At 65.5% G+C, this 22,231-nt stretch carries 26 protein-coding genes; 22 read left to right on the top strand and 4 right to left on the bottom strand.

Features of this window, described 5'->3' with window-relative positions; translation table 11 throughout:
• Positions 1-17: 17 nt before the first annotated feature.
• Positions 18-596 (bottom strand): Maf family protein, encoded by a 579-nt coding sequence (locus I0D00_RS04515; RefSeq protein WP_213638546.1) that lies wholly within the window; start codon positions 594-596, stop codon positions 18-20.
• 106 nt (positions 597-702) lie between these two features.
• Between I0D00_RS04515 and I0D00_RS04510 the strand changes: the two genes are divergently transcribed.
• The 13 genes from I0D00_RS04510 (at position 703) to I0D00_RS04450 (ending at position 10,775) form a co-directional block, all read left to right on the top strand.
• The gene (locus I0D00_RS04510) at positions 703-1,230 is read left to right on the top strand and encodes a YceD family protein (protein WP_213638545.1); all 528 of its coding nucleotides are present in this window, start codon (positions 703-705) and stop codon (positions 1,228-1,230) included.
• A 13-nt stretch (positions 1,231-1,243) separates the two neighbouring features.
• Complete coding sequence (gene rpmF / locus I0D00_RS04505; RefSeq protein ID WP_213638544.1) at positions 1,244-1,426, top strand: 50S ribosomal protein L32; 183 nt, start codon at positions 1,244-1,246, stop codon at positions 1,424-1,426.
• Between the two features lie 3 nt (positions 1,427-1,429).
• Positions 1,430-2,440 carry a phosphate acyltransferase PlsX gene (gene plsX / locus I0D00_RS04500; protein ID WP_274611215.1) on the top strand — a complete coding sequence of 337 codons (1,011 nt, stop codon included), beginning with the start codon at positions 1,430-1,432 and terminating at the stop codon, positions 2,438-2,440.
• 104 nt (positions 2,441-2,544) lie between these two features.
• Positions 2,545-3,483: an ACP S-malonyltransferase gene (gene fabD / locus I0D00_RS04495; protein WP_213638543.1), complete on the top strand. Its 939-nt coding sequence runs from the start codon at positions 2,545-2,547 to the stop codon at positions 3,481-3,483.
• A gap of 16 nt (positions 3,484-3,499) precedes the next feature.
• Positions 3,500-4,243: a 3-oxoacyl-ACP reductase FabG gene (gene fabG, locus I0D00_RS04490; RefSeq protein WP_213638542.1), complete on the top strand. Its 744-nt coding sequence runs from the start codon at positions 3,500-3,502 to the stop codon at positions 4,241-4,243.
• 198 nt (positions 4,244-4,441) lie between these two features.
• Positions 4,442-4,678 (top strand): acyl carrier protein, encoded by a 237-nt coding sequence (acpP, locus tag I0D00_RS04485; RefSeq protein WP_003245177.1) that lies wholly within the window; start codon positions 4,442-4,444, stop codon positions 4,676-4,678.
• Positions 4,679-4,785: 107 nt separating this feature from the next.
• The gene (gene fabF, locus I0D00_RS04480) at positions 4,786-6,030 is read left to right on the top strand and encodes a beta-ketoacyl-ACP synthase II (RefSeq protein ID WP_213638541.1); all 1,245 of its coding nucleotides are present in this window, start codon (positions 4,786-4,788) and stop codon (positions 6,028-6,030) included.
• A complete protein-coding gene (pabC, locus tag I0D00_RS04475) occupies positions 6,030-6,845 on the top strand; it encodes an aminodeoxychorismate lyase (protein ID WP_213638540.1) in 816 nt (271 codons plus the stop codon). The genes fabF and pabC overlap by 1 nt, the downstream gene beginning before the upstream one ends.
• 3 nt (positions 6,846-6,848) lie before the next feature.
• On the top strand, positions 6,849-7,913 hold the full coding sequence (gene mltG, locus I0D00_RS04470) for an endolytic transglycosylase MltG (protein WP_213638539.1): 1,065 nt from the start codon (positions 6,849-6,851) through the stop codon (positions 7,911-7,913).
• The gene (gene tmk / locus I0D00_RS04465) at positions 7,910-8,542 is read left to right on the top strand and encodes a dTMP kinase (protein ID WP_213638538.1); all 633 of its coding nucleotides are present in this window, start codon (positions 7,910-7,912) and stop codon (positions 8,540-8,542) included. The genes mltG and tmk overlap by 4 nt, the downstream gene beginning before the upstream one ends.
• Positions 8,535-9,527 carry a DNA polymerase III subunit delta' gene (locus I0D00_RS04460; RefSeq protein ID WP_213638537.1) on the top strand — a complete coding sequence of 331 codons (993 nt, stop codon included), beginning with the start codon at positions 8,535-8,537 and terminating at the stop codon, positions 9,525-9,527. Before tmk ends, I0D00_RS04460 begins: the two co-directional genes overlap by 8 nt.
• Before the next feature lie 35 nt (positions 9,528-9,562).
• The gene (locus I0D00_RS04455) at positions 9,563-9,919 is read left to right on the top strand and encodes a PilZ domain-containing protein (RefSeq protein WP_042556691.1); all 357 of its coding nucleotides are present in this window, start codon (positions 9,563-9,565) and stop codon (positions 9,917-9,919) included.
• Positions 9,920-9,992: 73 nt separating this feature from the next.
• On the top strand, positions 9,993-10,775 hold the full coding sequence (locus I0D00_RS04450; RefSeq protein WP_213638536.1) for a TatD family hydrolase: 783 nt from the start codon (positions 9,993-9,995) through the stop codon (positions 10,773-10,775).
• A 249-nt stretch (positions 10,776-11,024) separates the two neighbouring features.
• Here I0D00_RS04450 and I0D00_RS04445 read toward each other — a convergent pair whose 3' ends face one another.
• Positions 11,025-12,158 carry an aminotransferase class V-fold PLP-dependent enzyme gene (locus I0D00_RS04445; RefSeq protein ID WP_213638535.1) on the bottom strand — a complete coding sequence of 378 codons (1,134 nt, stop codon included), beginning with the start codon at positions 12,156-12,158 and terminating at the stop codon, positions 11,025-11,027.
• 75 nt (positions 12,159-12,233) lie between these two features.
• On the opposite strand from I0D00_RS04445, the gene I0D00_RS04440 reads away from it, so the two are divergent.
• The 4 genes from I0D00_RS04440 to I0D00_RS04425 all read left to right on the top strand — a co-directional run bounded on the left by I0D00_RS04440 (position 12,234) and on the right by I0D00_RS04425 (position 15,206).
• Positions 12,234-12,872 (top strand): TetR/AcrR family transcriptional regulator, encoded by a 639-nt coding sequence (locus tag I0D00_RS04440; protein ID WP_213638534.1) that lies wholly within the window; start codon positions 12,234-12,236, stop codon positions 12,870-12,872.
• 89 nt (positions 12,873-12,961) lie between these two features.
• Complete coding sequence (locus I0D00_RS04435) at positions 12,962-13,930, top strand: GTP 3',8-cyclase MoaA (protein ID WP_213638533.1); 969 nt, start codon at positions 12,962-12,964, stop codon at positions 13,928-13,930.
• 94 nt (positions 13,931-14,024) lie between these two features.
• A complete protein-coding gene (locus I0D00_RS04430) occupies positions 14,025-14,627 on the top strand; it encodes a DUF4823 domain-containing protein (protein ID WP_213638532.1) in 603 nt (200 codons plus the stop codon).
• A gap of 9 nt (positions 14,628-14,636) precedes the next feature.
• Positions 14,637-15,206 carry a DUF1285 domain-containing protein gene (locus tag I0D00_RS04425; RefSeq protein ID WP_213638531.1) on the top strand — a complete coding sequence of 190 codons (570 nt, stop codon included), beginning with the start codon at positions 14,637-14,639 and terminating at the stop codon, positions 15,204-15,206.
• A gap of 66 nt (positions 15,207-15,272) precedes the next feature.
• On the opposite strand, the gene I0D00_RS04420 is transcribed toward I0D00_RS04425, so the two are convergent.
• The gene (locus I0D00_RS04420; RefSeq protein WP_213638530.1) at positions 15,273-16,937 is read right to left on the bottom strand and encodes an electron transfer flavoprotein-ubiquinone oxidoreductase; all 1,665 of its coding nucleotides are present in this window, start codon (positions 16,935-16,937) and stop codon (positions 15,273-15,275) included.
• A gap of 318 nt (positions 16,938-17,255) precedes the next feature.
• Between I0D00_RS04420 and I0D00_RS04415 the strand changes: the two genes are divergently transcribed.
• Positions 17,256-18,005: an electron transfer flavoprotein subunit beta/FixA family protein gene (locus I0D00_RS04415; protein WP_213638529.1), complete on the top strand. Its 750-nt coding sequence runs from the start codon at positions 17,256-17,258 to the stop codon at positions 18,003-18,005.
• Complete coding sequence (locus tag I0D00_RS04410; RefSeq protein WP_213638528.1) at positions 18,006-18,935, top strand: electron transfer flavoprotein subunit alpha/FixB family protein; 930 nt, start codon at positions 18,006-18,008, stop codon at positions 18,933-18,935.
• Positions 18,936-19,004: 69 nt separating this feature from the next.
• On the opposite strand, the gene I0D00_RS04405 is transcribed toward I0D00_RS04410, so the two are convergent.
• Positions 19,005-19,943, bottom strand: coding sequence for an alpha/beta fold hydrolase (locus I0D00_RS04405; protein ID WP_213638527.1), 939 nt, complete (start codon positions 19,941-19,943; stop codon positions 19,005-19,007).
• 114 nt (positions 19,944-20,057) lie between these two features.
• On the opposite strand from I0D00_RS04405, the gene I0D00_RS04400 reads away from it, so the two are divergent.
• Genes I0D00_RS04400 through I0D00_RS04390 form a run of 3 tightly spaced genes read left to right on the top strand, consistent with a single transcriptional unit; the run spans position 20,058 to position 22,054 of the window.
• Entirely contained in the window at positions 20,058-20,882 is an 825-nt protein-coding gene (locus I0D00_RS04400) for a substrate-binding periplasmic protein (protein WP_213638526.1), read from the top strand.
• 9 nt (positions 20,883-20,891) lie between these two features.
• Positions 20,892-21,245: a DUF4398 domain-containing protein gene (locus I0D00_RS04395; RefSeq protein WP_213638525.1), complete on the top strand. Its 354-nt coding sequence runs from the start codon at positions 20,892-20,894 to the stop codon at positions 21,243-21,245.
• Positions 21,242-22,054, top strand: a complete 813-nt coding sequence (locus tag I0D00_RS04390) for an OmpA family protein (protein ID WP_213638524.1) — start codon at positions 21,242-21,244, stop codon at positions 22,052-22,054. Before I0D00_RS04395 ends, I0D00_RS04390 begins: the two co-directional genes overlap by 4 nt.
• Positions 22,055-22,231: the final 177 nt, after the last annotated feature.

Below are 22,231 nucleotides of genomic sequence, written 5' to 3'. Positions count from 1 at the left end.
GGCTTCTTTGTTTGAGTTCAGGGGATGTCGATGCCGGCCTGGTGCAGCATGTCCACCAGGCGGATCAGTGGCAAACCGATCAGGCTGTTGACGTCGCTGCCCTCGGTGCTGCGGAACAGGCTGATGCCCAGGCCTTCTGCCTTGAAGCTGCCGGCGCAGTCGTAGGGCTGTTCGGCTTCCAGGTAGCGCCTGATCTGAGGCTCGCCGAGTTGGCGAAAGTGCACGGTGAAGGGGATGCAGTCGACCTGGCAGTGGCCGGTGTCGCTGTTGAGCAGGGCCAGGCCGGTAAGGAAGGTCACGCTACGGCCGCTGGCGGCGAGCAGCTGTTCGCGAGCCCGTTCGAAGCCATGGGGTTTGCCGAGGATCTCCTGGTCGAGGGTGGCGACCTGGTCGGAGCCGATGATCAGATGCTGGGGGTGGCTGGTGCTGATTGCGCGGGCTTTCTCCTCGGCCAGGCGGCGAACCAGGCCGCTCGCGTCCTCGTTCGGCAGGCGGCTCTCGTCGATCGCCGGCGCGCTCCAGGTGAAGGGTTGGCGCAGGCGGGCGAGGAGTTCGCGGCGATAGGGGGAGCTGGAGGCGAGCACCAGGGGCAGCATGTTGTACTCCTTATAAAGGGAGGGTGATTCTAGCGGTCGCCCTGGATGCTGGACAGGCCGAATTTCCTTTGACAGGGGGTGGGCGCATCCCTAGAATGCGGCGCCTATGTCGAATGGTCCGATTCCACCTCACGTTGATCCGCGCAAACTGGCCGATCGTGGCACTGCTCTCGAGGGAGTGGTGGCGCTGGCCGATTTGCACAGGCTCTGCGATTCGCTTGCCGATAATGCCGGCAGGGTGAGCGCGAAGTTTGTCTTCGAGCGCGATGAGCGCAATGCAGTGGTTATGCATAGCGAGCTCGAGGTCGAGGTCAAGATGGTTTGCCAGCGTTGTCTGGAGTTGGTCGCTCTGCCGATCCAAAGCGCGTGTGATTACGCTGTGGTGAAAGAAGGTGCGAATACCCAGTCTGTGCCGAAAGGCTATGACGTGCTGGAGTTGGGTGAAGAGCCATTGGATCTGCTGGCGCTGGTCGAGGATGAGCTGCTGCTCGCCTTGCCCATAGTGCCGGCCCATGATCCTGAAGATTGCCAGCAGCCGGCCGGCCTCGAAGAGCCCGCGCCGAGCGAGGACGAGGTAACGCGGTCCAACCCGTTCAGTGTATTGGCACAGTTAAAGCGTGACCCAAACGTTTAGGAGTTAATTAGTTATGGCTGTTCAGCAGAACAAAAAATCCCGCTCCGCTCGCGACATGCGTCGCTCGCACGATGCCCTCGAGAGCAATGCGCTGTCCGTCGAGAAGAGCACCGGTGAAGTACACCTGCGCCACCATGTTTCGCCGGAAGGTGTTTACCGTGGTCGCAAAGTGATCGACAAGGGCGCCGACGAGTAATCCTTGTCCGCTCCGATCATCGCGATTGATGCAATGGGTGGGGACTTCGGTCCCCACTGCATTGTTCCAGCCAGTATCGCCTGTCTGGCCGAATACCCCTCGCTGCACCTGGTCCTTGTCGGCCAAGCCCCCCTTATTGAAGAACTGCTCGCCCGAAGTCCCGGGGTCGATCGCGCACGCCTGCGCGTCGAGCATGCCGGCGAAGTGATCGGCATGGACGAGCGTCCGGCGCAGGCCCTGCGCAACAAGCCGGACGCCTCGATGCGTGTCGCCTTGGAGTTGGTGCGCAGCGGTCGGGCCCAGGCTTGCGTCAGTGCCGGCAATACCGGGGCCCTGATGGCGCTGTCGCGCTATGTGTTGAAAACGCTGCCCGGCATCGATCGGCCCGCCATGATGGCGGCCGTGCCGACCCGCAAGGGGCATTGCCAGTTGCTCGATCTGGGGGCGAACGTCGATTGCAGTGCCGAACACCTCTATCAGTTCGCCGTGATGGGCTCCGTGGCTGCCGAGGCGATGGGGGTGGTGCGGCCTCGGGTGGCGCTGCTCAATGTCGGCACCGAGGACATCAAGGGCAATCAGCAGGTCAAGCTGGCGGCGAGCCTGTTGCAGCAGGCCGTCGGCCTGAACTACAGCGGTTTTATCGAGGGTGACGGCCTGTATCGCGGCGAGGCTGATGTGGTGGTGTGCGACGGTTTCGTCGGCAATATCCTGCTCAAGTCCAGCGAGGGGCTGGCGCAGATGATCTCTGCGCGCATCGGGACGCTGTTCAGCGAGGGCGCTGGCGCACGCCTGGTCGGGGCGCTGGCGTTGCCGCTGCTGCGGCGTTTGCGCGCCGAGCTGACCCCTGCACGGCATAATGGCGCGAGCTTTCTCGGCTTGCAGGGTATCGTGGTGAAGAGTCACGGGGCGGCGGGGCAGGAAGGCTTCCGGAGTGCGATTCGCCGGGCCTTGCTGGAGGTGGAGGAGAATCTGCCGCAGCGCCTGCATGGCCGCCTCGAGGATCTGTTGCTCTAGGATGTGACCGAGGCCGGTGGCCTGTCATCCAACTGTCAGTTTGTTGCGTTTGGCTATGCCTTGTCGCAACTCCCCGATGCTAAGACCACTAGGGAATCGTTTACATGTCTGCATCCCTCGCTTTTGTCTTTCCCGGCCAGGGCTCCCAGTCTCTGGCGATGCTGGCCGAGCATGGCGCTCAGCAGCAGTCGATCGTCGATACCTTCGCCGAAGCTTCCGATGCCCTCGGTTACGACCTGTGGGCCCTGACCCAGCAGGGGCCGGAAGAACAGCTGAACCAGACCGACAGGACGCAGCCGGCGATCCTCGCGGCTTCCATCGCCTTGTGGCGCCTGTGGCTGGCCGAAGGCGGCCAGCGCCCGGCGTTCGTCGCCGGCCACAGCCTGGGTGAATACTCGGCCCTGGTGGCCGCCGGCAGCCTGGACTTCGCCGCGGCGGTGAAGCTGGTCGAGCACCGTGGCCAGTTGATGCAGCAGGCAGTTCCGGCCGGCCAGGGGGGCATGGCGGCCATCCTGGGCCTGGAAGACGCCGACGTGTTGGCTGCCTGTGCCGAGGCGGCGCAGGGCGAGGTGGTCAGTGCGGTCAATTTCAATGCGCCGGGCCAGGTGGTGATCGCGGGCGCCGCGGCCGCGGTGGCGCGTGCGGTCGAGGCCTGCAAGGCGCGTGGCGCCAAGCGAGCCATGCCCCTGCCGGTGAGCGTGCCGTCGCACTGCGCCCTGATGCGCCCGGCGGCCGAGCGTTTCGCCGAGGCGGTGGCGGCAATCGCCTGGCAGGCGCCGCAGATTCCCCTGGTGCAGAATGTCAGTGCGGCCGCGGTGGCCGACCTGGAGGCGCTCAAGCGCGATTTGCTGGCTCAGCTCTACAGCCCGGTACGCTGGGTCGAGTCGATGGTCTGCCTGGCCGGGCAGGGCGTGACCGATCTGCTCGAGTGTGGTCCGGGCAAGGTGTTGTCGGGGCTGAACAAGCGCTGCGTCAAAGGCATCAATACCCATAATTTGGATACCCCAGACGCCTTCGCCGCCAGTCGTGCGGCCTTGGCCTGATTGAGGAGAGGTTTTTATGAGCCTGCAAGGTAAAGTTGCCCTGGTCACCGGTGCGAGCCGCGGTATCGGCCAGGCCATCGCCCTGGAGCTGGGGCGCCAAGGCGCCGTGGTCATCGGCACGGCGACGTCCGCCGCCGGTGCCGAGCGCATCGCCGAAACCCTGAAGGCCAATGGCGTCGAGGGCGCCGGCCTGGTCCTGGATGTCGGTAACGACGAATCGGTGGCCAGCACGCTGGAGCATATTCAGCAGCACTTGGGTCAGCCATTGATCCTGGTCAACAACGCCGGCATCACCCGCGATAACCTGATGCTGCGGATGAAGGACGACGAGTGGTTCGACGTCATCAATACCAACCTGAACAGTCTGTATCGTCTGTCCAAGGCCGTGCTGCGCGGCATGACCAAGGCGCGCTTCGGCCGCATCATCAATATCGGATCGGTGGTCGGCGCCATGGGCAACGCCGGACAGGTAAACTACGCCGCGGCCAAGGCCGGGCTGGAAGGCTTTGGTCGTGCGCTGGCTCGGGAAGTCGGCTCGCGGGCGATCACCGTGAACGCGGTGGCGCCTGGGTTCATCGACACCGACATGACCCGTGAACTGCCGGAAGCTCAGCGCGAAGCGCTGCTGACGCAGATTCCGCTGGGCCGTCTGGGGCAGGCCGAAGAGATCGCAAAAGTGGTCGCTTTCCTCGCTTCTGATGGCGCAGCCTACGTCACAGGGGCTACTATCCCTGTGAACGGCGGTATGTACATGAGCTGAATGTGACGGATGCCTTCGGAAAACTGTCATAGACGCTGTCTAAAATCCGATATATAGCTGCAACAGGTTTATAGGCAGGTCGTCGACGTGTTCCTGGGGGGCACCCCGGCATTCAGCTTGAAATGCTAAAAACCCTTTCTATACACTTGGCCGCAGACCAGTGGCCTGGATTTGTCCCATTAGGAGTGAGAACAAGGTATGAGCACCATCGAAGAACGCGTCAAGAAGATCGTTGCCGAGCAGCTTGGCGTCAAAGAAGAGGAAGTAACCAACAGCGCTTCCTTCGTCGAAGACCTGGGTGCCGACTCTCTTGATACCGTTGAGCTGGTGATGGCCCTCGAAGAGGAATTCGAGACCGAGATCCCGGACGAGCAAGCTGAGAAGATCACCACCGTTCAGGAAGCGATCGATTACGTGACTGCGCACGCGCAATAAGCGAATCGTCGAATCCCGACCAGGAAAAGCCGCACGCCTTCATCGGGCGTGCGGCTTTTCTTTAAGCGCATTCCAAGCGTTGTAAATCGAAACAAGAGGAGATTGCTGTGTCGCGTAGACGCGTCGTGGTTACCGGTATGGGCATGGTGTCGCCGCTGGGTAACGATGTGCCGAGCAGCTGGCAGGGCATTTTGGCCGGGCGCAGCGGCATCGGCCTGATCGAGCACATGGACCTGTCCGCCTACTCCACCCGCTTCGGCGGTTCGGTGAAGGGCTTTGACGTCGAGCAGTACCTGTCGGCCAAGGAGGCGCGCAAGCTCGATCTGTTCATCCAGTACGGACTGGCGGCCAGTTTCCAGGCCGTGCGTGACTCCGGCCTGGAAGTGACCGATGCCAATCGCGAGCGCATCGGTGTGGCGCTGGGCTCCGGCATCGGCGGCCTGACCAACATCGAGAACAGCTGCAAGTCGCTGCACGAGCAGGGGCCGAGACGCATCTCGCCGTTCTTCGTGCCGGGCTCGATCATCAACATGATTTCCGGCTTCCTGTCGATCCACTTGGGACTGCAGGGGCCCAACTACGCCATCGCCACGGCCTGCACCACCGGCACCCACTGCATCGGCATGGCGGCCCGCAATATCGCCTATGGCGAGGCGGACGTCATGGTCGCCGGAGGCGCCGAAATGGCCGCCTGCGGCCTGGGCATCGGCGGCTTCGCCGCGGCGCGGGCGCTGTCGACCCGCAACGACGAGCCGACCAAGGCCAGTCGTCCGTGGGACAAGGACCGCGACGGCTTCGTGCTGTCCGACGGCGCCGGCACCCTGGTGCTGGAGGAATTGGAGCACGCCAAGGCGCGCGGCGCGACCATCTACGCCGAGCTGATCGGTTTCGGCATGAGCGGCGACGCCTTCCACATGACCTCGCCACCGGAGGACGGAGCGGGAGCGGCCCGCTGCATGGCCAACGCCCTGCGCGACGCCGGGGTCGATGCCAGCCAGGTGCAGTACATCAATGCCCATGGCACCTCGACGTCCGCCGGGGACAAGGCCGAAGTGGCGGCGATCAAGTCGGTGTTCGGCGAACATGCCTATCGCCTCGCGGTCAGCTCGACCAAATCGATGACCGGGCACCTGCTCGGCGCGGCGGGGGCGGTGGAGGCGATCTTCAGCGTGCTGGCGCTGCGTGAGCAGGTGGCCCCGCCGACCATCAACCTGGACGAGCCGGACGCGGCCTGCGACCTCGACTTCGTGCCGCACCAGGCCAAGGCGCTGGATATCGACGTGGTGCTGTCCAACTCCTTCGGCTTCGGCGGCACCAACGGCTCGCTGGTGTTCCGCCGGTTCGCCGGTTGATGCTGAGCTGGATCGACGGCCGTCCGGCCGAGCTGCTGTCCGTCAGGGACCGCGGCCTGGCCTACGGCGACGGTCTGTTCGAGACCATCGCCGTCAGTGGCGGCCGGCCCGCGTTGCTGGAGCGGCACCTGGCGCGTTTGGCCGAGGGTTGCGTGCGCCTGCAACTGCCCCTCGAGGCGACCTCGCTGCGCAACGAACTGCTCGCCTTCAGCCAGCAGTTGGGCGAGGGCGTGGCCAAGCTGATCCTCACCCGTGGCGACGGCCTGCGTGGCTATGCGCCACCGCAGCCGGCGATGACGCGGCGGCTCTTGCTGGGCGGCCCGAAGCCGGCCTACCCGTCGCAGCATGCCGAGCAGGGTGTGCATCTGTTTCCCTGTGCGACGCGCCTGGCGGAGCAGCCGCTGCTGGCCGGGCTGAAGCATCTCAACCGGCTGGAGCAGGTGCTGGCTCGCGGTGAGTGGCAGGATGACGAACACGCCGAGGGCTTGATGCTGGATGCGGCGGGGCGGGTGATCGAGGGGGTCTTCAGCAACCTGTTCCTGTTCAAGGATGGCACGCTGCTGACCGCGGATCTGTCCCGTTGCGGCGTGGCCGGGGTGATGCGTGCGGAGCTGCTGGCACAAGCCGCCACCCTCGGCATGGCCTGCGAGGTGCGCGACCTGGATCTGGCCGAGCTGCTGGGCGCCGACGAGGTCTTCATGTGCAATAGCCTCTATGGGGTGTGGCCGGTTCGGCGACTGCGGGATCGCGACTGGCCGGTGGGCCCGCTCACCCGTAAACTGCAGGCCATAGCCCGCGATCTACTGGACTGCTGATCTGTGATACGCAAGATTTTGCTGCTGTTGGAGGCCGGCGTTTTGTTGGCCGGCTTGCTGCTGGTTTTCGCCGCCTGGCAGCAGCACGAGGCGCTGCACCAGCCTCTGCGGCTGGGCGATGAGCGCCTGCTCGAGGTGCCGGCCGGTGCGACACCGGGCGGCGTGCTCAATCGCCTGCAAGCCGAGGGGGTCCTGCAGGACGCATTCTGGCTGCGCCTCTACTGGCGCTTCAATCTGCGCGGCCAGCCTCTGCACAGCGGCGAATACCGCCTGACGCCCGGCCAGACGGTGAACGATATGCTGGTGCAGTGGCGCCGCGGCGACGTGGTGCAGTACAGCCTGACCCTGGTGGAGGGCTGGAACTTTCGCCAGGTGCGTGCCGCGTTGGAGCGTGAGGCCAAGCTCGAGTCGAGCCTGGCCGGGCTGAGCGATGCGCAGTTGATGGAGCGCCTCGGCCTGCCCGGGGTCAACCCGGAGGGGCGCTTCTTCCCCGATACCTATCGCTACGTGCGCGGCACCAGCGATCTGGACCTGCTCAGGCAGGCCTATGCCCGCCTGGAGCGGGTACTGGCCGAGGAGTGGGCCGGGCGTGCCGAAGGCCTGCCCTACGGGGAACCGTACGAGGCTCTGATCATGGCCTCGATGATCGAAAAGGAGACCGGGGTGCCGGAGGAGCGGGGCGCAATCGCCGGGGTGTTCGTGCGCCGGCTGCGCAGCGGCATGCGCCTGCAGACCGATCCGACGGTCATCTACGGCCTGGGCGAGCGCTACAACGGCAAGCTGTCCCGCGCCCATCTGCGTGAGCCCACGCCCTACAACACCTATGTGATCGACGGCATGCCGCCGACCCCGATTGCCCTGGTCGGGCGCGAGGCGATCCATGCGGCCTTGCATCCGGTGGCGGGCAAGAGCCTGTATTTCGTGGCCCGGGGCGACGGCAGCCACGTCTTCTCCGAGACCCTGGAGGCGCACAATCGGGCGGTGCGCGCCTATCAGCTCAATCGCCGTGCGGACTACCGCTCCAGTCCCGCACCTACACAGTCAAGCCATCAGAAGGACGCCCCGTGAGCGGTCTGTTTATCACCCTGGAGGGCCCGGAAGGGGCCGGCAAGAGCACCAATCGCGACTACCTGGCGGCGCGCCTGCGCGAGTGCGGCATCGACGTGCTGCTCAGCCGTGAGCCCGGTGGCACGCCGCTGGCGGAGCGTGTGCGCGAGTTGCTGCTGGCGCCGAGCGACGAGCCGATGGCGGCCGATACCGAGTTGCTGCTGGTGTTCGCGGCGCGGGCCCAGCACCTCGAGCGGGTGATCCGGCCAGCCCTGGCGCGCGGCTGCGTGGTGCTCTGCGATCGATTCACCGATGCCACCTATGCCTACCAGGGGGGCGGTCGCGGGTTGCCGGAGGCGCGCATCGCGGTGCTCGAGGACTATGTGCAGGGCGACCTGCGGCCGGACCTGACCCTGGTCTTCGACCTGCCGGTCGAGGTCGGCCTGGCGCGGGCGGCGGCCCGGGGGCGCCTGGATCGCTTCGAGCAGGAGGGGCGGGCCTTCTTCGAGGCGGTACGCCAAACCTACCTGCGCCGCGCCGAGTCGCAGCCCCAGCGTTATCGAATACTGGACGCCGCGCAGCCCCTGAACCAGGTGCAGCAGGCCCTGGACGCTCTGCTGCCGCAGATCCTGGAGCTGTGCCGTGGCTGAAGCCTATCCCTGGCAGGATGCGCTGTGGCGGCAGCTCGCCGGGCGCACCCAGTATGCCCATGCCTACCTGCTGCTGGGGCCTGCCGGAATCGGCAAGCGTGCCCTCGCCGAGCGCCTGCTGGCACGCCTGCTGTGCCAGCAGCCGGCGGGCCTGGAGGCGTGCGGGCAGTGCAAGGGCTGCCACCTGCTGGCGGTGGGCAGTCATCCGGACCGCTTCGAGCTCAAGCCGAGCGGGGACAAGAAAAGCGTCGGCGTCGACGATGTTCGCGAGTTGATCGGTTTCGTCAACAAGACCGCGCAGCTGAGCGGACGCAAAGTGGTACTGATCGCCGAGCCGCCGGCGGAGGACATGACCCTGGCCGCCTCTAATGCCCTGCTCAAGAGCCTGGAAGAGCCCTCCGGGGACACGGTGCTGCTGCTGCTCAGCCACCAGCCGAGTCGGCTGCTGCCGACCATCAAGAGTCGCTGCGTGCAGCAGGCCTGCCCGCTTCCGGATGCGGCGACCAGCCTGGCCTGGCTGGCCCAGGCCCTGCCGGAGTGCGGGGAAGAGGAGTGCCGCGAGTTGCTGAGCCTGGCCGGTGGCTCGCCACTGACCGCGCGCGCCTTGCAGCAACAGGGGGTGCGCGAGCAGCGGGCCCTGGTGGTGGAGGGGGTGAAGAAGCTGCTCAAGCAGCAGGCTGCCGCCAGCCAGCTGGCCGAGGCCTGGAAAAATCTGCCGCTGCCGATGCTGTTCGACTGGTTCTGCGACTGGGCGCAGTCGATGCTGCGCTACCAGTTGACCCGGGACGAGCAGGGGCTGGGGCTCGAGGACATGCGCAAAGTGGTGCAGTACCTGGCCGACAAGACGCCGCAGGCCCGGGTGCTGGAGATCCAGGACTGGCTGTTGCAGCAGCGGCAGAAAGTGCTGGGCAAGGCCAACCTGAACAGTGTGTTGCTTCTCGAAGCACTGCTGGTGCGGTGGGCAAGCCTGCCCGGACCGGGCTAGAATCGGCCATTGAGTAATGACACCGGGAATGCCGCATGAGCTTGCCACCTAACTTGGGTCCGCGTAATGGAATCTTGTCCCTGACCATCAAGGACAAGTCCGTGCTCTATGCCGCCTACATGCCCTTCATCAAGAACGGTGGGCTGTTCATTCCGACCAACAAGAGCTACAAGCTCGGCGATGAGGTGTTCATGCTGCTCAACCTGATGGATGAGCCGGAGAAGATTCCGGTCGCCGGCAAGGTGGTGTGGATCACCCCCAAGGGCGCCCAGGGCAACCGCGCCGCGGGCGTGGGCGTGCAGTTCAACGAGGGCGACAACACCGCGCGCAACAAGATCGAAACCTACCTGGCGGGGGCCCTGAAGTCGGACCGTCCGACCCACACCATGTAGGCCGTTCCCTTTCACCTGGGCGTCCGCGCCCGCGATGCCGTCGTCTGCATCGATTCTCAAGTGATTGCTATCCATGTTGGTTGATTCCCACTGTCACCTCGACCGCCTCGATCTGGCCGCCCACAACGGATCGCTCGATGCGGCGCTGGAGGCTGCCCGGGCGCGCGGCGTCGGGCATTTTCTCTGTATTGGCGTGAGTGCCGACAATGCCGCGGCGGTCAGGGGGCTGGCCGAGCGCTACGCCGACGTCGACTGCTCGGTGGGTGTGCACCCGCTGGATCTGCAGCCTGGCGCGGCGCCCGCCCTGGACTGGCTGCTGGCCGAGCTCAATCATCCCCATGTGGTGGCCATCGGCGAGACCGGGCTGGACTATCACTACGAGCCGCAGGCCGCACAGGCCCAGCAGCAGGCGTTCCGCCTGCACCTGCAAGCCGCCCGGCTCAGCGGCAAGCCGGTGATCGTGCACACCCGCGAGGCGCGTGCCGACACCCTGGCGCTGCTGCGCGAGGCCGCGTTGCCGCAAGCCGGCGTGCTGCACTGCTTCACCGAGGATTGGGCGATGGCCAAGGCGGCGCTGGATCTGGGTTTCTATATCTCCCTGTCCGGCATCGTCACCTTCCGCAATGCCGAGGCGTTGCGTGAAGTCGCCCGCCAGGTGCCGGCCGACCGCCTGCTGGTGGAGACCGACTCGCCCTACCTGGCCCCGGTGCCGTATCGTGGCAAGCCCAACCTGCCTGAATACGTGCGCGAGGTGGCCGAGTACCTGGCCGTTCTGCGTGGCGTGAGTTTCGAGGCCCTGGCCGAGCAGACCACCGCCAACTTCAAGCGTCTGTTCCCGCTGGCGCGGGTCGCTTAGTCGGAGAGCGGGAGGCGGCTAGCTGCCCGGGGCCCGGGCAAAAAAAACCCGGGTTCTGGGGGATGAATCCGGGTTAAGACCATTAGGAGTAAATCAAGGTACGCGGTCCACGGTACCTTGCCTGGCGGGGCACTTGGGGGGAGATGCCACGCACCAGTACCTCTTAGTATTGGCGAAGATTCCCGATCGTCCACCGCGGTTCGGCGCCTTTTTAAACAGATTTGGAATACCGGGGCATCTGTTGAGTTCTCAAGCCGCCGCCAGGCGGTGCAACAGCAGCAGGGTTTCCTCGATTATCCGGCCTTCGCTGTAGAAGTGTGGCGACAGGCGGATGCCGCCGCCGCGCTGGGCGCAGATGACCTGTTCACGCCTCAGTCGGTCGTACAGCGCCTGATTGTTCCAGCCGGCCAGGCTGAAGGTGACGATGCCGGCGCGCCGCGCCGGGTTGCGCGGACTGTGCAGGCTGAGGCCGGGAAGCCCGGCCAGACCCTCGAGCAGCCATTGGGTGCGCTCCTGAACGGCCCGCCCCACGTCCTCCATGCCGACCTCCTCGAGCAGCGACAGGCTGGCTTCCAGGGCCATGGCGCCGAGCATGTTGGGGCTGCCGCACTCGAAGCGGCGGGCGCTTCTGGCTACCTGCCAGTCCTTGCGCTGGTAGTCGCCGGGGTGCTCGAGCATGTGCCAGCCGTATTCATGCAGCCTCAGCTGTTCGCGCAGTTCGCTGCGGCAATAGAAGACGCCCAGGCCTTCCGGGCCGAGCAACCATTTGTGCCCGTCGGCCATGGCGAAGTCGCACTGGCCGCTCTGCACGTCGAAGGGCAGGGCGCCGAGCTGCTGGATCGCATCGACGCAGAACAGCACGCCGCGCTGGCGGCAACCGTGGCCGAGGCGTTCGAGGTCGAGGCGCAGGCCGCTGGCGTACTGCACCGCGCTGATCGCCAGCAGGCGCGTGCGCGGACCGCAGGCCGCGAGCAGCCTGGCCTCGGGGTCTTTGCCGTGCAGGCCGATCTGCAGCACTTCCACGCCCTGCGGCCTAAGCGCCTCCCAGGCCACGCGGTTGGAGGGGAATTCCTCGTCACTGATCACCACCTGGTCGCCCGGTTTCCAGTCCAGGCCGAAGGCCACGAAGGACAGTGCCTCAGAGGTGTTCTTGACCAGGGCGATGTCGGCGCTGCTCGGTGCGTTGAGCAGGCGCGCCAGGCGCTCGCGCAGGCTGTTCTCCACCTGCAGCCAGAGCGGGTAGTCGCGGGCGCCGTGGCGGGCGTTCTGCTCGGCGAAGCGGCCCACGGCGGCTACCGCGCGACGCGGCCAGGGGGCGACTGCGGCATGGTTCAGGTAGCGCAAGCCGGCGACCTGGGGAAACTCATCACGAATGGCATACATGGTCGGATGATCCGTGCAATTTGACGCTAGATAGGCATAATAGCTCGCTTCGATTTTTGATCTCTTAGTCCTTGTATGCAGAAAGAACCCCGTAAGGTCCGTGAGTTTCGTCGTCGCGAGCAGGAAATTCTCGATACCGCGCTGAAATTGTTCCTGGAGCAGGGCGAAGACAGCGTGACCGTCGAGATGATTGCCGACGCGGTCGGCATCGGCAAAGGCACCATCTACAAGCACTTCAAGTCCAAGGCGGAGATCTACCTGCGCCTGATGCTCGACTACGAGCGCGACCTGAACGAGCTGTTGCACTCGGCCGACGTGGATCGCGACAAGGAGGCGTTGTCGCGCGCCTACTTCGAGTTCCGCATGCGCGATCCGCAGCGTTACCGGTTGTTCGACCGCCTGGAGGAGAAGGTGGTCAAGGGCAACCAGGTTCCGGAGATGGTCGAGCAGCTGCACAAGATCCGCGCGTCCAACTTCGAGCGCCTGACCCAGTTGATCAAGGGGCGGATCGCCGAAGGCAAGTTGGAGGACGTCCCGCCGTACTTCCACTACTGCGCCGCCTGGGCCCTGGTGCACGGTGCGGTGGCGCTCTACCACTCGCCGTTCTGGAGCAACGTGCTGGAGGATCAGGAGGGTTTCTTCCAGTTCCTCATGGATATCGGCGTGCGCATGGGCAACAAGCGCAAGCGCGACGGTGAAACGCCCGCCGGGTGACGTTATTCGGCCGGTCAATAGCGCGTGCGGCATATGTGTCGTCCCCCTGTGCGGCGATATACTCGGGGCATCAATCGCCGGAGCCTTCCATGATCGTTGATCGCCAAGGCAGACGCTTTCGCAACCTGCGGGTCAGCCTGACCGCGGCCTGCAATTACGCCTGTACCTATTGTGTGCCTGATGGCAAGCGCCTGGTGGCGGCCCAGGATGAGTTGTCCGCCGACGCCCTGGTACGCGGGGTGGCCTATCTGATCGAGGCCGCCGGCATCGAGCGGCTGCGTATCACCGGCGGCGAGCCGCTGGTCAGCCCCAAGCTGGAGACCTTCCTGCGGGGCGTTGGGCGGCTCGGCCTGGCCGATATCAGCCTGACCAGCAACGGTCAGCTGCTCTCGCGCAAGCTGCCGCTGCTGCTGGAGTGCGGCATCCGCCGTCTCAACCTGTCCCTGGATACCCTCGATGCCGGCGCGTTCCGCGCCATCGCCCGGGGCGGCGACCTGGCCAGCGTGCTGGCGGGTATGGACGAGGCGCGGGCGGCCGGGCTGAAGATCAAGGTCAACATGGTGCCGCTGCGCGGGCAGAACCTCGACCAGGTCCTGCCGCTGCTGGAGTACTGCCTGGAGCGCGGCTTCGAGCTGCGCTTCATCGAGTTGATGCGCATGGGGCACCTGGCCCGTGACGGCAACGGCTTCCTCCAGCAGTTCGTCGGCATGCCCGAGTTGCTGGCGCTGATCGGCGAGCGTCACGGCTTCGTCCAGGCCGACGCACCGGTGGATGCCACCGCGCTGCGTTACGAGATCCCCGGTCGGGGGTTCTTCGGGGTGATCGCCAACGAGAGTGTGCCGTTCTGTCGGACCTGCTCGCGCCTGCGCCTGTCCTCCACCGGCTGGCTGCACGGCTGCCTGTCCTCGAGCAACCGCCACTACGTCGGCGATCTGCTGGACAAGCCACGCCACCAGGCGCTGCCGGCGCTGCAGCGGCTGCTGGTCAAGGCGCTCGGCGACAAGCAGGAGGTGGCCTTCTCCGGTGGCGCGACGATCATGAAGATCATCGGCGGCTAGGTGCCGGTCGTCGATTACCGGCGGTGTTGTGGCGCAGAACCTGCATCGCAGTGCCATCTGCCGGTTTATCGTCGCCGGCCACGGGAGGAAGGTGATGCGAAGTCTGATGCTGTTGCCGATGCTGCTGGCCCTGGGCGGCTGCATGAAGGTCAGCGACCTGGCCGACGGGGCCGAATACCATCTGCGCGATGCCGGCGTACTCGACCACGGCCGCACCGAGCGCATGGCCTCGCGCCGCCTGCAGCAGGACTCCTTCATCTACATCGCCCAGGGCCACTTCGTGCCGCCGGGCCACGGCTACCCAAGACCGAATGTGGTGGCCGAGGAGGCCTTCAAGGGTTTCGTCGAGTACTTTCCCATGGTCCGTCGGGCCCGGGCGCCCGCCGGCCTGGAAGAGGCCATGGGCCAGGCGCGGGAGGCCGGGGCGCATTATCTGCTGTACAGTCGCTTCGCCTATAGCGACGATCGCATCGGCACGACCGACGAGTGGGCCGATCAGGAGGCGCTGGACCGGCTCGGTACGGACCGCAGCGTGATTCAGCTGATGCTGATCGAGACCAATACCCGTTACCTGGTCGATACCGCGCGCATCCGCAGTCGCGGCGGTTTTCTGACCTTCTACGATGCCCAACCGCAAGACCTGATCGGCCCGCCGCTGCATGACTACGCCCGCAGCCTGCTCGGGGTCGGTCGCTGAGGAGCGTTTATGAGTGATCCAGGCAAGGCCGGCGACCTGCTGGCGCAGATTCCCCAGGGCAAGGCCAAGGGCTTGCCACCGGTGCACCTGTGGAATCCGGACTTTTGCGGTGACATCGACATGCGCATCGCCCGGGACGGCAGCTGGTTCTACATGGGCACGCCGATCGGGCGCAAGCCGATGGTCAAGCTGTTCTCGAGCATCATCCGCCGCGATGGCGACGACTACTTCCTGGTGACCCCGGTGGAGAAGGTCGGTATCCGGGTCGACGATGCGCCTTTCGTCGCGGTCGGTCTGCGGGTGGCCGGAGAGGGCGAGGCGCAGGTGCTGCACTTCACCACCAGCGTCGAGGACGAGGTGACGGCGGATGCGGAGCATCCGCTGCGGGTCGAGCTGGATGCCCAGACCCAGGAGCCTGCGCCCTACGTGCATGTGCGCGCCAACCTGGAGGCCTTGATCCACCGCAATGTGTTTTATCAGCTGGTCGAACTGGCCGTGCCGCGCGAGATGGATGGCCGGACCTGGCTGGGGGTGTGGAGCGCGGGCGTGTTCTTTCCTATAGCCCCGCAACCGGAGTAGCCTCGGGCCAAGCTGGCGCGCCGTGGGTCAACATGAAAAAGGCTCCCGAAGGAGCCTTTTTAGTCGTTACATGTTGGGGTAGTTCGGTCCGCCGGTGCCTTCCGGCGCGACCCAGGTGATGTTCTGTGCCGGGTCCTTGATGTCGCAGGTCTTGCAGTGCACGCAGTTCTGCGCGTTGATCTGGAAGCGCTTCTCGCCATCCTCCTGGGTCACCACCTCGTACACGCCGGCCGGGCAATAGCGTTGCGCCGGTTCATCGTAGAGCGGCAGGTTCTGGGCGATCGGGATGCTCGGGTCGCTGAGCTTCAGGTGGCAGGGCTGTTCCTCTTCGTGGTTGGTGTTGGAGAGGAATACCGAGCTGAGCTTGTCGAAGCTGAGCTTGCCGTCCGGTTTCGGGTAGGCGATCTTCTGCGCTTCGCTGGCCTTCTTCAGGCAGGCATGGTCCGGCTTGGTGTCGTGCAGGGTGAAGGGGATCTTGCCGCCGAACAGGTTCTGGTCGATGTAGTTGAAGGCGCCGCCGCCCAGCACGCCGAACTTGTGGATCGCCGCGCCGAAGTTGCGGCTGCGGAACAGTTCGTCATACAGCCAACTGGTCTTGAACGCCTCGACGTAGCCGGTCAGCTGGTCGCCACCTTCGCTGCCGGCGAACAGCGCATCGGCCACCGCTTCGGCGGCCAGCATGCCGGACTTCATGGCGGTGTGGCTGCCCTTGATCTTGGCGAAGTTGAGGGTGCCGAGGTCGCAGCCGATCAGCGCGCCGCCGGCGAAGACCATCTTCGGCAGCGAGTTCAGGCCGCCCTTGCAGATGGCGCGAGCGCCATAGGCCACGCGCTTGCCGCCTTCCAGGTATTGGGCAATAACCGGGTGGTGCTTGTAGCGCTGGAACTCGTCGAATGGCGACAGGTGCGGGTTGCTGTAGGACAGGTCGACGATCAGGCCGACCACCACCTGGTTGTTTTCCAGGTGATAGAGGAAGGAACCGCCGGTGTTCTCGCTGTCCACCAGCGACAGCGGCCAGCCGGCGGTGTGCACCACCAGGCCCTGTTCGTGCTTGGCGGGGTCGACGTCCCAGATTTCCTTGATGCCGATGCCGTAGTGCTGGGCGTCGGCCTCGCTGTCCAGGTTGTACTTCTGGATCAGCTGCTTGCCGATGTGGCCGCGGCAGCCCTCGGCGAACAGGGTGTATTTGGCGCGCAATTCCATGCCGGGGGTGTAGTAGCCCTCTTTCGGGTTGCCTTCGCGGTCGACCCCCAGGTCGCCGGTGACGATGCCGCGCACCACGCCGTTCTCGTCGATCAGCGCTTCCTGGGCGGCGAAGCCCGGGTAGATCTCCACGCCGAGGTTCTCGGCCTGCTGGGCCAGCCAGCGGCACAGGTTGCCCAGGGAGATGATGTAGTTGCCCTGGTTGTGCATGGTCTTGGGCACGAACAGGTCGGGAATGCGGCTGGCCTTCTCGGCGTTCTTCAGCAGGTAGATATCGTCGCGCGTGACCGGGGTGTTCAGCGGTGCGCCGAGCGCCTTCCAGTCGGGGAACAGCTCGTTCAGGGCGCGGGGTTCGAATACCGCGCCGGAGAGGATGTGGGCGCCGACCTCGGAGCCTTTCTCGACCACGCAGACGCTGATTTCCTTACCCGCTTCGGCGGCTTTCTGCTTCAGTCGGCAGGCGGCGGACAATCCGGCAGGACCGGCGCCGACGATGACGACGTCGAATTCCATAAACTCGCGTTCCACAGGCTATCTCCTACTCAAGGCTCTCTAGTTTTATTTGACGATCAGGCTCGTTCCCTGGGCGATGCGCGGGCATTATATCTACACCCTCCTGTCGGTCCAATACAAACGTTTGTTTGAATTTTCTGTAGGGCTGGTAGAATCTTACTACACGGCAGGGGCCAGGCCGGTCCGTTGTATTGACCCGCCTAGGTCCTGCGGTCAAGATACGGGCGGTTTTGCGCTCGCCGTCTGGGCTAGAGATCGGTTCCGGCCGACTGGCATCACCCGCCATGTTCGCTTTGGCGACATTCCTATTCACCGGAGAGTAACGAGGAATCCATGAAGGTTCTTGTAGCTGTCAAACGAGTGGTCGACTACAACGTCAAGGTTCGCGTCAAGGCGGACAACAGCGGCGTTGATCTTGCCAACGTCAAGATGTCGATGAACCCCTTCTGCGAAATCGCCGTGGAAGAAGCCGTACGCCTGAAAGAGAAGGGCGTGGCGAGCGAAATCGTCGTCGTGTCGATCGGCCCGACCGCAGCTCAAGAGCAGCTGCGCACCGCCCTGGCCCTGGGTGCCGATCGCGCCATCCTGGTCGAGTCCGGCGACGAGCTGAACTCCCTGGCCGTGGCCAAGTTGCTCAAGGCCGTGGTCGACAAGGAGCAGCCGCAGCTGGTGATCATGGGCAAGCAGGCCATCGACAGCGACAACAATCAGACCGGGCAGATGCTCGGTGCCCTGACCGGCTATGCCCAGGGCACCTTCGCCTCCAAGGTGGAAGTGGCTGGCGATAAGGTCAACGTCACCCGCGAAATCGACGGCGGCCTGCAGACCGTCGCGCTGAACCTGCCGGCGATCGTCACCACCGACCTGCGCCTGAACGAGCCGCGCTACGCGTCGCTGCCGAACATCATGAAGGCCAAGAAGAAGCCCCTGGAAGTGGTCACCCCGGACGCCCTGGGCGTTTCCACCGCCTCCACCGTCAAGACCCTGAAAGTCGAAGCGCCGGCTGCCCGCAGCGCCGGCATCAAGGTCAAGTCCGTGGCTGAACTGGTCGAGAAACTGAAGAACGAGGCGAAGGTAATCTAAATGACTATCCTGGTTATCGCTGAACACACCAATGCCGCTCTGGCGCCTGCCACCCTGAACACCGTCGCTGCTGCGCAGAAGATCGGTGGCGACATCCACATCCTGGTTGCCGGCGCTGGCTGCGGCGCCGCTGCCGAAGCCGCGGCCAAGATCGCCGGTGTGGCCAAGGTCCTGGTCGCCGACAACGCCGCCTACGAGCACCAGCTGCCGGAGAACGTCGCACCGCTGGTAGCCGAACTGGGCAAGGGCTGCAGCCACATCCTGGCCGCCGCCACCAGCAACGGCAAGAACATCCTGCCGCGCGTCGCTGCCCAGCTGGACGTCGACCAGATCTCCGAGATCATCGCCGTCGAGAGCGCCGATACCTTCAAGCGGCCGATCTACGCCGGCAACGCCATCGCCACCGTGCAGTCCTCTGCATCGGTGAAAGTGATCACCGTACGGGCCACCGGTTTCGATGCCGCTGCCGCCGAAGGCGGCTCCGCTGCCGTCGAGGCTGTGAGCGGTTCGGCCGATGCCGGCACATCCGCCTTCGTCGGCGAGGAGCTGGCCAAGTCCGATCGTCCGGAGCTGACAGCCGCCAAGATCGTCATTTCCGGCGGTCGCGGCATGCAGAACGGCGACAACTTCAAGCACCTGTACGCCCTGGCCGACAAGCTCGGCGCCGCGGTCGGCGCCTCGCGCGCCGCGGTCGACGCCGGCTTCGTGCCGAACGACATGCAGGTCGGTCAGACCGGCAAGATCGTCGCGCCGCAGCTGTACATCGCCGTCGGCATCTCCGGCGCGATCCAGCACCTGGCGGGTATGAAGGACTCCAAGGTGATCGTCGCGATCAACAAGGACGAGGAGGCGCCGATCTTCCAGGTGGCCGACTACGGTCTGGTCGCCGACCTGTTCGAGGCCATCCCGGAGCTGGAAAAGCTGGTGTAAGCCACTTTCCGCGCTCACAAAAAACCCGCTCATCGAGCGGGTTTTTTGTTGTCCGGCGGGCGCCGCGCCTCAGTCCTCCGCATCCGCGATGCCATCCAGAAAGCTCAGGTAGTGGCCGGCCGTTTCCTGGGGGCGCTCGATCATCGGGGCGTGGCCGAGGTCTTCCATGATGACCACGCTGGACCGTCGCAGCAGCGGTCGCATCACCTCGATGCTGGAGACGTCCAGCACGCGGTCGCGTGCGCCCCAGAGCAGCAGGGTCGGCGCCTTGATCTTCGGCAGCTCCGGTTCCAGCGGGATGTAGCGCTCGATCAGCTGGGTGAACACCTGCTGGTGATGCGTGCTGTTGTCGACGGCGCGCTCGGCCAGGTAGCGCTTGAGGGGGGCGGGCAGTGGCGGCGGCTCGACGAACACGAAGTCGAGCAGGCGCTCGAAGTCCGCGGGCTTCTGCACCAGCAGCGGATTGGTCGCGCCGCTTTCCAGGCGTGCGATCAGCTCGCTCTTCACCGGGGCGTCGATGCCGGCGTTGGCGAACAGGGCCAGGGAACTCACCCGCTGTGGGTAGCGGGCGGCGTAGAGGGCGGCAATATGGCCGCCCATGGAGTTGCCGAGCAGATGCAGGCGGTCGATGTCCAGCGCCTGAACGAAGCTGGCGACGCGTTCGGCCTGGGTGCCGACGTCGTAGCTGGCGTTCGGCTTGCTGCTGTCGCCGAAGCCCGGCAGGTCCAGGGCGATCACCTGGAAGCGCTCGGTCAGGGGGCGGGCGAAGCGCAGCCAGTTGTCCTTGTCGGCACCGAAGCCGTGAATCATCAGGATGGTCTGGCCGTCGCGCGGGCCGCCCCGGTAGTAATGGATGCTAAGATCGGCGACTTCCACGCGCTCATGGGACAGGCCGGCGGCCCGCTGCTCCAGCCACTGCATGCTGGCCAGCAGGGTGGCGGGAAAGCCGTAGAGCACCCCGGCGCCCGTGGCGAGCAGCAGCACCAGAGCGAGAAAGAGTTTTTTCATGCCATGTCCTTATCGCGAAATATTATTGCGCTGCCGCTAAGCTAGCATGGAAGCCCGGCCCGGGCCCGTCGCCGCGATGGGCCGCTCCATCGAACGTGAACCGAGACCCATCGAATGCTCGAACGTCCTTTCCTGAAGTCCTGCCTGCTGCTCGTCAGCCTGTTGGCGATGCCAGCCCTGGCGTCGGCCGCCGGCAAATGCGAGCGCCTGGTCGCCAGCGGTCATCCCGATTACCCGCCCTTCATGTGGCGCGACCCGCAGAAACCGCAGCAGCTGATCGGCGCCCAGGCGGATTTGCTCGCCCGGCTGGGCGAGGAGCTGGGCGTGCGCATCGATGTACTGCACAGCAGCTCCTGGGACAAGGCCAAGGATGAGGTACGCAGCGGTCGCATCGACCTGTTGGCCGGGGCTGCGCTGAGCCTGGGCGATCTGGAGGCTTTGGACTACGTGCATCCCGCGCCCTTCAGTCGGGCCGATGTGGTCTGGGTGCGCAATATCGCCAGTTTTCCCTATATCGAATGGGCCGACCTGCGCGAGCGCCGCGGGGCGGCGGTCGGCAAGGATTTCGGGGTGTCCTTCAATCGCTATGCCAAGGCCAACCTGAACCTGGAGCAGGGGGGCACGCTGACCCAGCTGCTGCAGAAGCTGATGCTCGGCGAAGTCGATTACGTGCTGCACGAGCGCGAGCCCGCCGATGCGCTGGCCCATACCCTGGGCCTGCAGGACGACCTGCTGGCCCTGCAGCCAGCGATCCGTAGCGAGGGGCTGTACCTTGCGCTGTCGCACAACTCGGCCTGCAACGATCCCTGGCTGCGCGGACAGCTGGCGAAAAAAATGACAGAATTGACCGCCGCCGGCGTGCCGGAAGCCCTTCTTCAGCGCAATGTGCAGCGCTGGAAGGCGCAGCAGTTGCAGCCTGCCAGTGCCACGAATCCGTAGGAACGAACAGTGACTCATCGACTTTTCAGCGCCGCTCTGGTGCTGCTGGCCTTGACCGCCTGCGTCAGCGATCCGCCCCCCCTCGAACAACTGCGCCTGAGCGAACAGGCGGTCTCCCAGGCCCGGGCCGTGGGGGCCGACGAGCAGGTGCCCGAACTGGCTCAGGCCGAGGACAAGCTGCGCCAGGCCCAGGCGGCCATGGCCGACGAGGCGTTCAAGCAGGCTAGGGTGCTGGCCGAACAGGCCGAGCTGGATGCGCGCCTGGCCGAAGCCCGGGTGCTGACTGCGAAGAGCCAGGAGCAGCTGGCCGAACTGAGCAAGCGCATCAATCGCCTGCGCCATCAGCTGGGGGATCTGCAATGAAGCGTCGAGCAACCCTGGCCGCCGCTGCCGCGCTGACCCTGGCCCTGGGCGGTTGCGCCGGCCTCCAGCCGCACGACGGCGAGGCGCTGGAGGCCGCGCGCCTGAGCTTCCAGACGGTGAAGGAGGATCCTGGCGTGCTGCGCAGCGCGGCCAAGGACGTGATTCGCGCCGGCGAATCCCTGGCGCGCGCCGATCGCCTGTCCAGCTACTGGGGCAGCGCCGACGACGTCGCCCATTACGCCTACCTGAGCCAGCGCTACAGCGATATCGCCGGACAAAAGAGCGCCCTCAGCCTCAATCAGGAGCGGGCCGCCAAGCTCGAGCTGGAGCGCCAGCGCCTGCAGCTGGCGCTGCGCGAGGCCAAGCTGCTGAGCATCCAGGGGCAGAGCCAGTGGCTGGAGGAGCAGATGGTCAGCCTGGCAACCACCGAGACCGAGCGCGGTTTGGTGATGACCCTGGGTGATGTGCTGTTCGATGCCGGCCACGCCGACCTCAATGTTTCGGCCAACCGTACGGTGCTCAAGCTGGTGCAGTTCCTCCAGCTCAACCCGCGGCGGGTGGTGCGCATCGAGGGTTATACCGACAGCAGCGGCGACCGCCAGGAGAACCTCGAGCTGTCGCGCGCACGGGCGCAGACGGTGGCCGACGTGCTGGTCGACCTGGGCATCGATGCCAAGCGCATCGAGGTGCAGGGCCACGGCGAAGGCTTCCCGGTGGCGGAGAACGCCTCGGCCAAGGGCCGGGCGCAGAATCGCCGGGTCGAGATCGTGTTTTCCGACGAGCAGGGTCGCCTGGGCGCCAACCGCTGATACGTCCGGATGGAAGCCGCCCCGGTCGCTGTCAGGCGCCGGGGCTTTTTTATGCGGACTGCCATCGCCGCAACAGTTTTCCCTGGGCTGGATGGGTCCAATACAGTTTCTGGCGTATCGGCGGTGTATCGGGCAGAATTCGTCTATCTGTACCGGTGCTTTTTCCGGGCTCTGGGT

This window comes from Pseudomonas lalucatii (genome assembly GCF_018398425.1).
Lineage (GTDB): Bacteria > Pseudomonadota > Gammaproteobacteria > Pseudomonadales > Pseudomonadaceae > Aquipseudomonas > Aquipseudomonas lalucatii.
Note: the sequence above shows the minus strand (reverse complement) of the source record. Positions and strands in the feature narration are given on the sequence as shown.

Excerpts from the sequence above, each read along its gene's own strand:
- I0D00_RS04415 (WP_213638529.1), top strand. The coding sequence starts at position 17,256 with ATGAAGGTTCTTGTAGCTGTCAAACGAGTGGTCGACTACAACGTCAAG.
- I0D00_RS04430 (WP_213638532.1), top strand. The coding sequence starts at position 14,025 with ATGCGAAGTCTGATGCTGTTGCCGATGCTGCTGGCCCTGGGCGGCTGC.
- fabD (WP_213638543.1), top strand. The coding sequence starts at position 2,545 with ATGTCTGCATCCCTCGCTTTTGTCTTTCCCGGCCAGGGCTCCCAGTCT.
- I0D00_RS04410 (WP_213638528.1), top strand. The coding sequence starts at position 18,006 with ATGACTATCCTGGTTATCGCTGAACACACCAATGCCGCTCTGGCGCCT.
- I0D00_RS04405 (WP_213638527.1), bottom strand. The coding sequence starts at position 19,943 with ATGAAAAAACTCTTTCTCGCTCTGGTGCTGCTGCTCGCCACGGGCGCC.
- rpmF (WP_213638544.1), top strand. The coding sequence starts at position 1,244 with ATGGCTGTTCAGCAGAACAAAAAATCCCGCTCCGCTCGCGACATGCGT.
- fabG (WP_213638542.1), top strand. The coding sequence starts at position 3,500 with ATGAGCCTGCAAGGTAAAGTTGCCCTGGTCACCGGTGCGAGCCGCGGT.
- I0D00_RS04515 (WP_213638546.1), bottom strand. The coding sequence starts at position 596 with ATGCTGCCCCTGGTGCTCGCCTCCAGCTCCCCCTATCGCCGCGAACTC.
- I0D00_RS04425 (WP_213638531.1), top strand. The coding sequence starts at position 14,637 with ATGAGTGATCCAGGCAAGGCCGGCGACCTGCTGGCGCAGATTCCCCAG.
- I0D00_RS04400 (WP_213638526.1), top strand. The coding sequence starts at position 20,058 with ATGCTCGAACGTCCTTTCCTGAAGTCCTGCCTGCTGCTCGTCAGCCTG.
- I0D00_RS04390 (WP_213638524.1), top strand. The coding sequence starts at position 21,242 with ATGAAGCGTCGAGCAACCCTGGCCGCCGCTGCCGCGCTGACCCTGGCC.
- I0D00_RS04435 (WP_213638533.1), top strand. The coding sequence starts at position 12,962 with ATGATCGTTGATCGCCAAGGCAGACGCTTTCGCAACCTGCGGGTCAGC.
- I0D00_RS04510 (WP_213638545.1), top strand. The coding sequence starts at position 703 with ATGTCGAATGGTCCGATTCCACCTCACGTTGATCCGCGCAAACTGGCC.
- I0D00_RS04440 (WP_213638534.1), top strand. The coding sequence starts at position 12,234 with ATGCAGAAAGAACCCCGTAAGGTCCGTGAGTTTCGTCGTCGCGAGCAG.
- acpP (WP_003245177.1), top strand. The coding sequence starts at position 4,442 with ATGAGCACCATCGAAGAACGCGTCAAGAAGATCGTTGCCGAGCAGCTT.
- pabC (WP_213638540.1), top strand. The coding sequence starts at position 6,030 with ATGCTGAGCTGGATCGACGGCCGTCCGGCCGAGCTGCTGTCCGTCAGG.
- I0D00_RS04450 (WP_213638536.1), top strand. The coding sequence starts at position 9,993 with ATGTTGGTTGATTCCCACTGTCACCTCGACCGCCTCGATCTGGCCGCC.
- I0D00_RS04455 (WP_042556691.1), top strand. The coding sequence starts at position 9,563 with ATGAGCTTGCCACCTAACTTGGGTCCGCGTAATGGAATCTTGTCCCTG.
- I0D00_RS04445 (WP_213638535.1), bottom strand. The coding sequence starts at position 12,158 with ATGTATGCCATTCGTGATGAGTTTCCCCAGGTCGCCGGCTTGCGCTAC.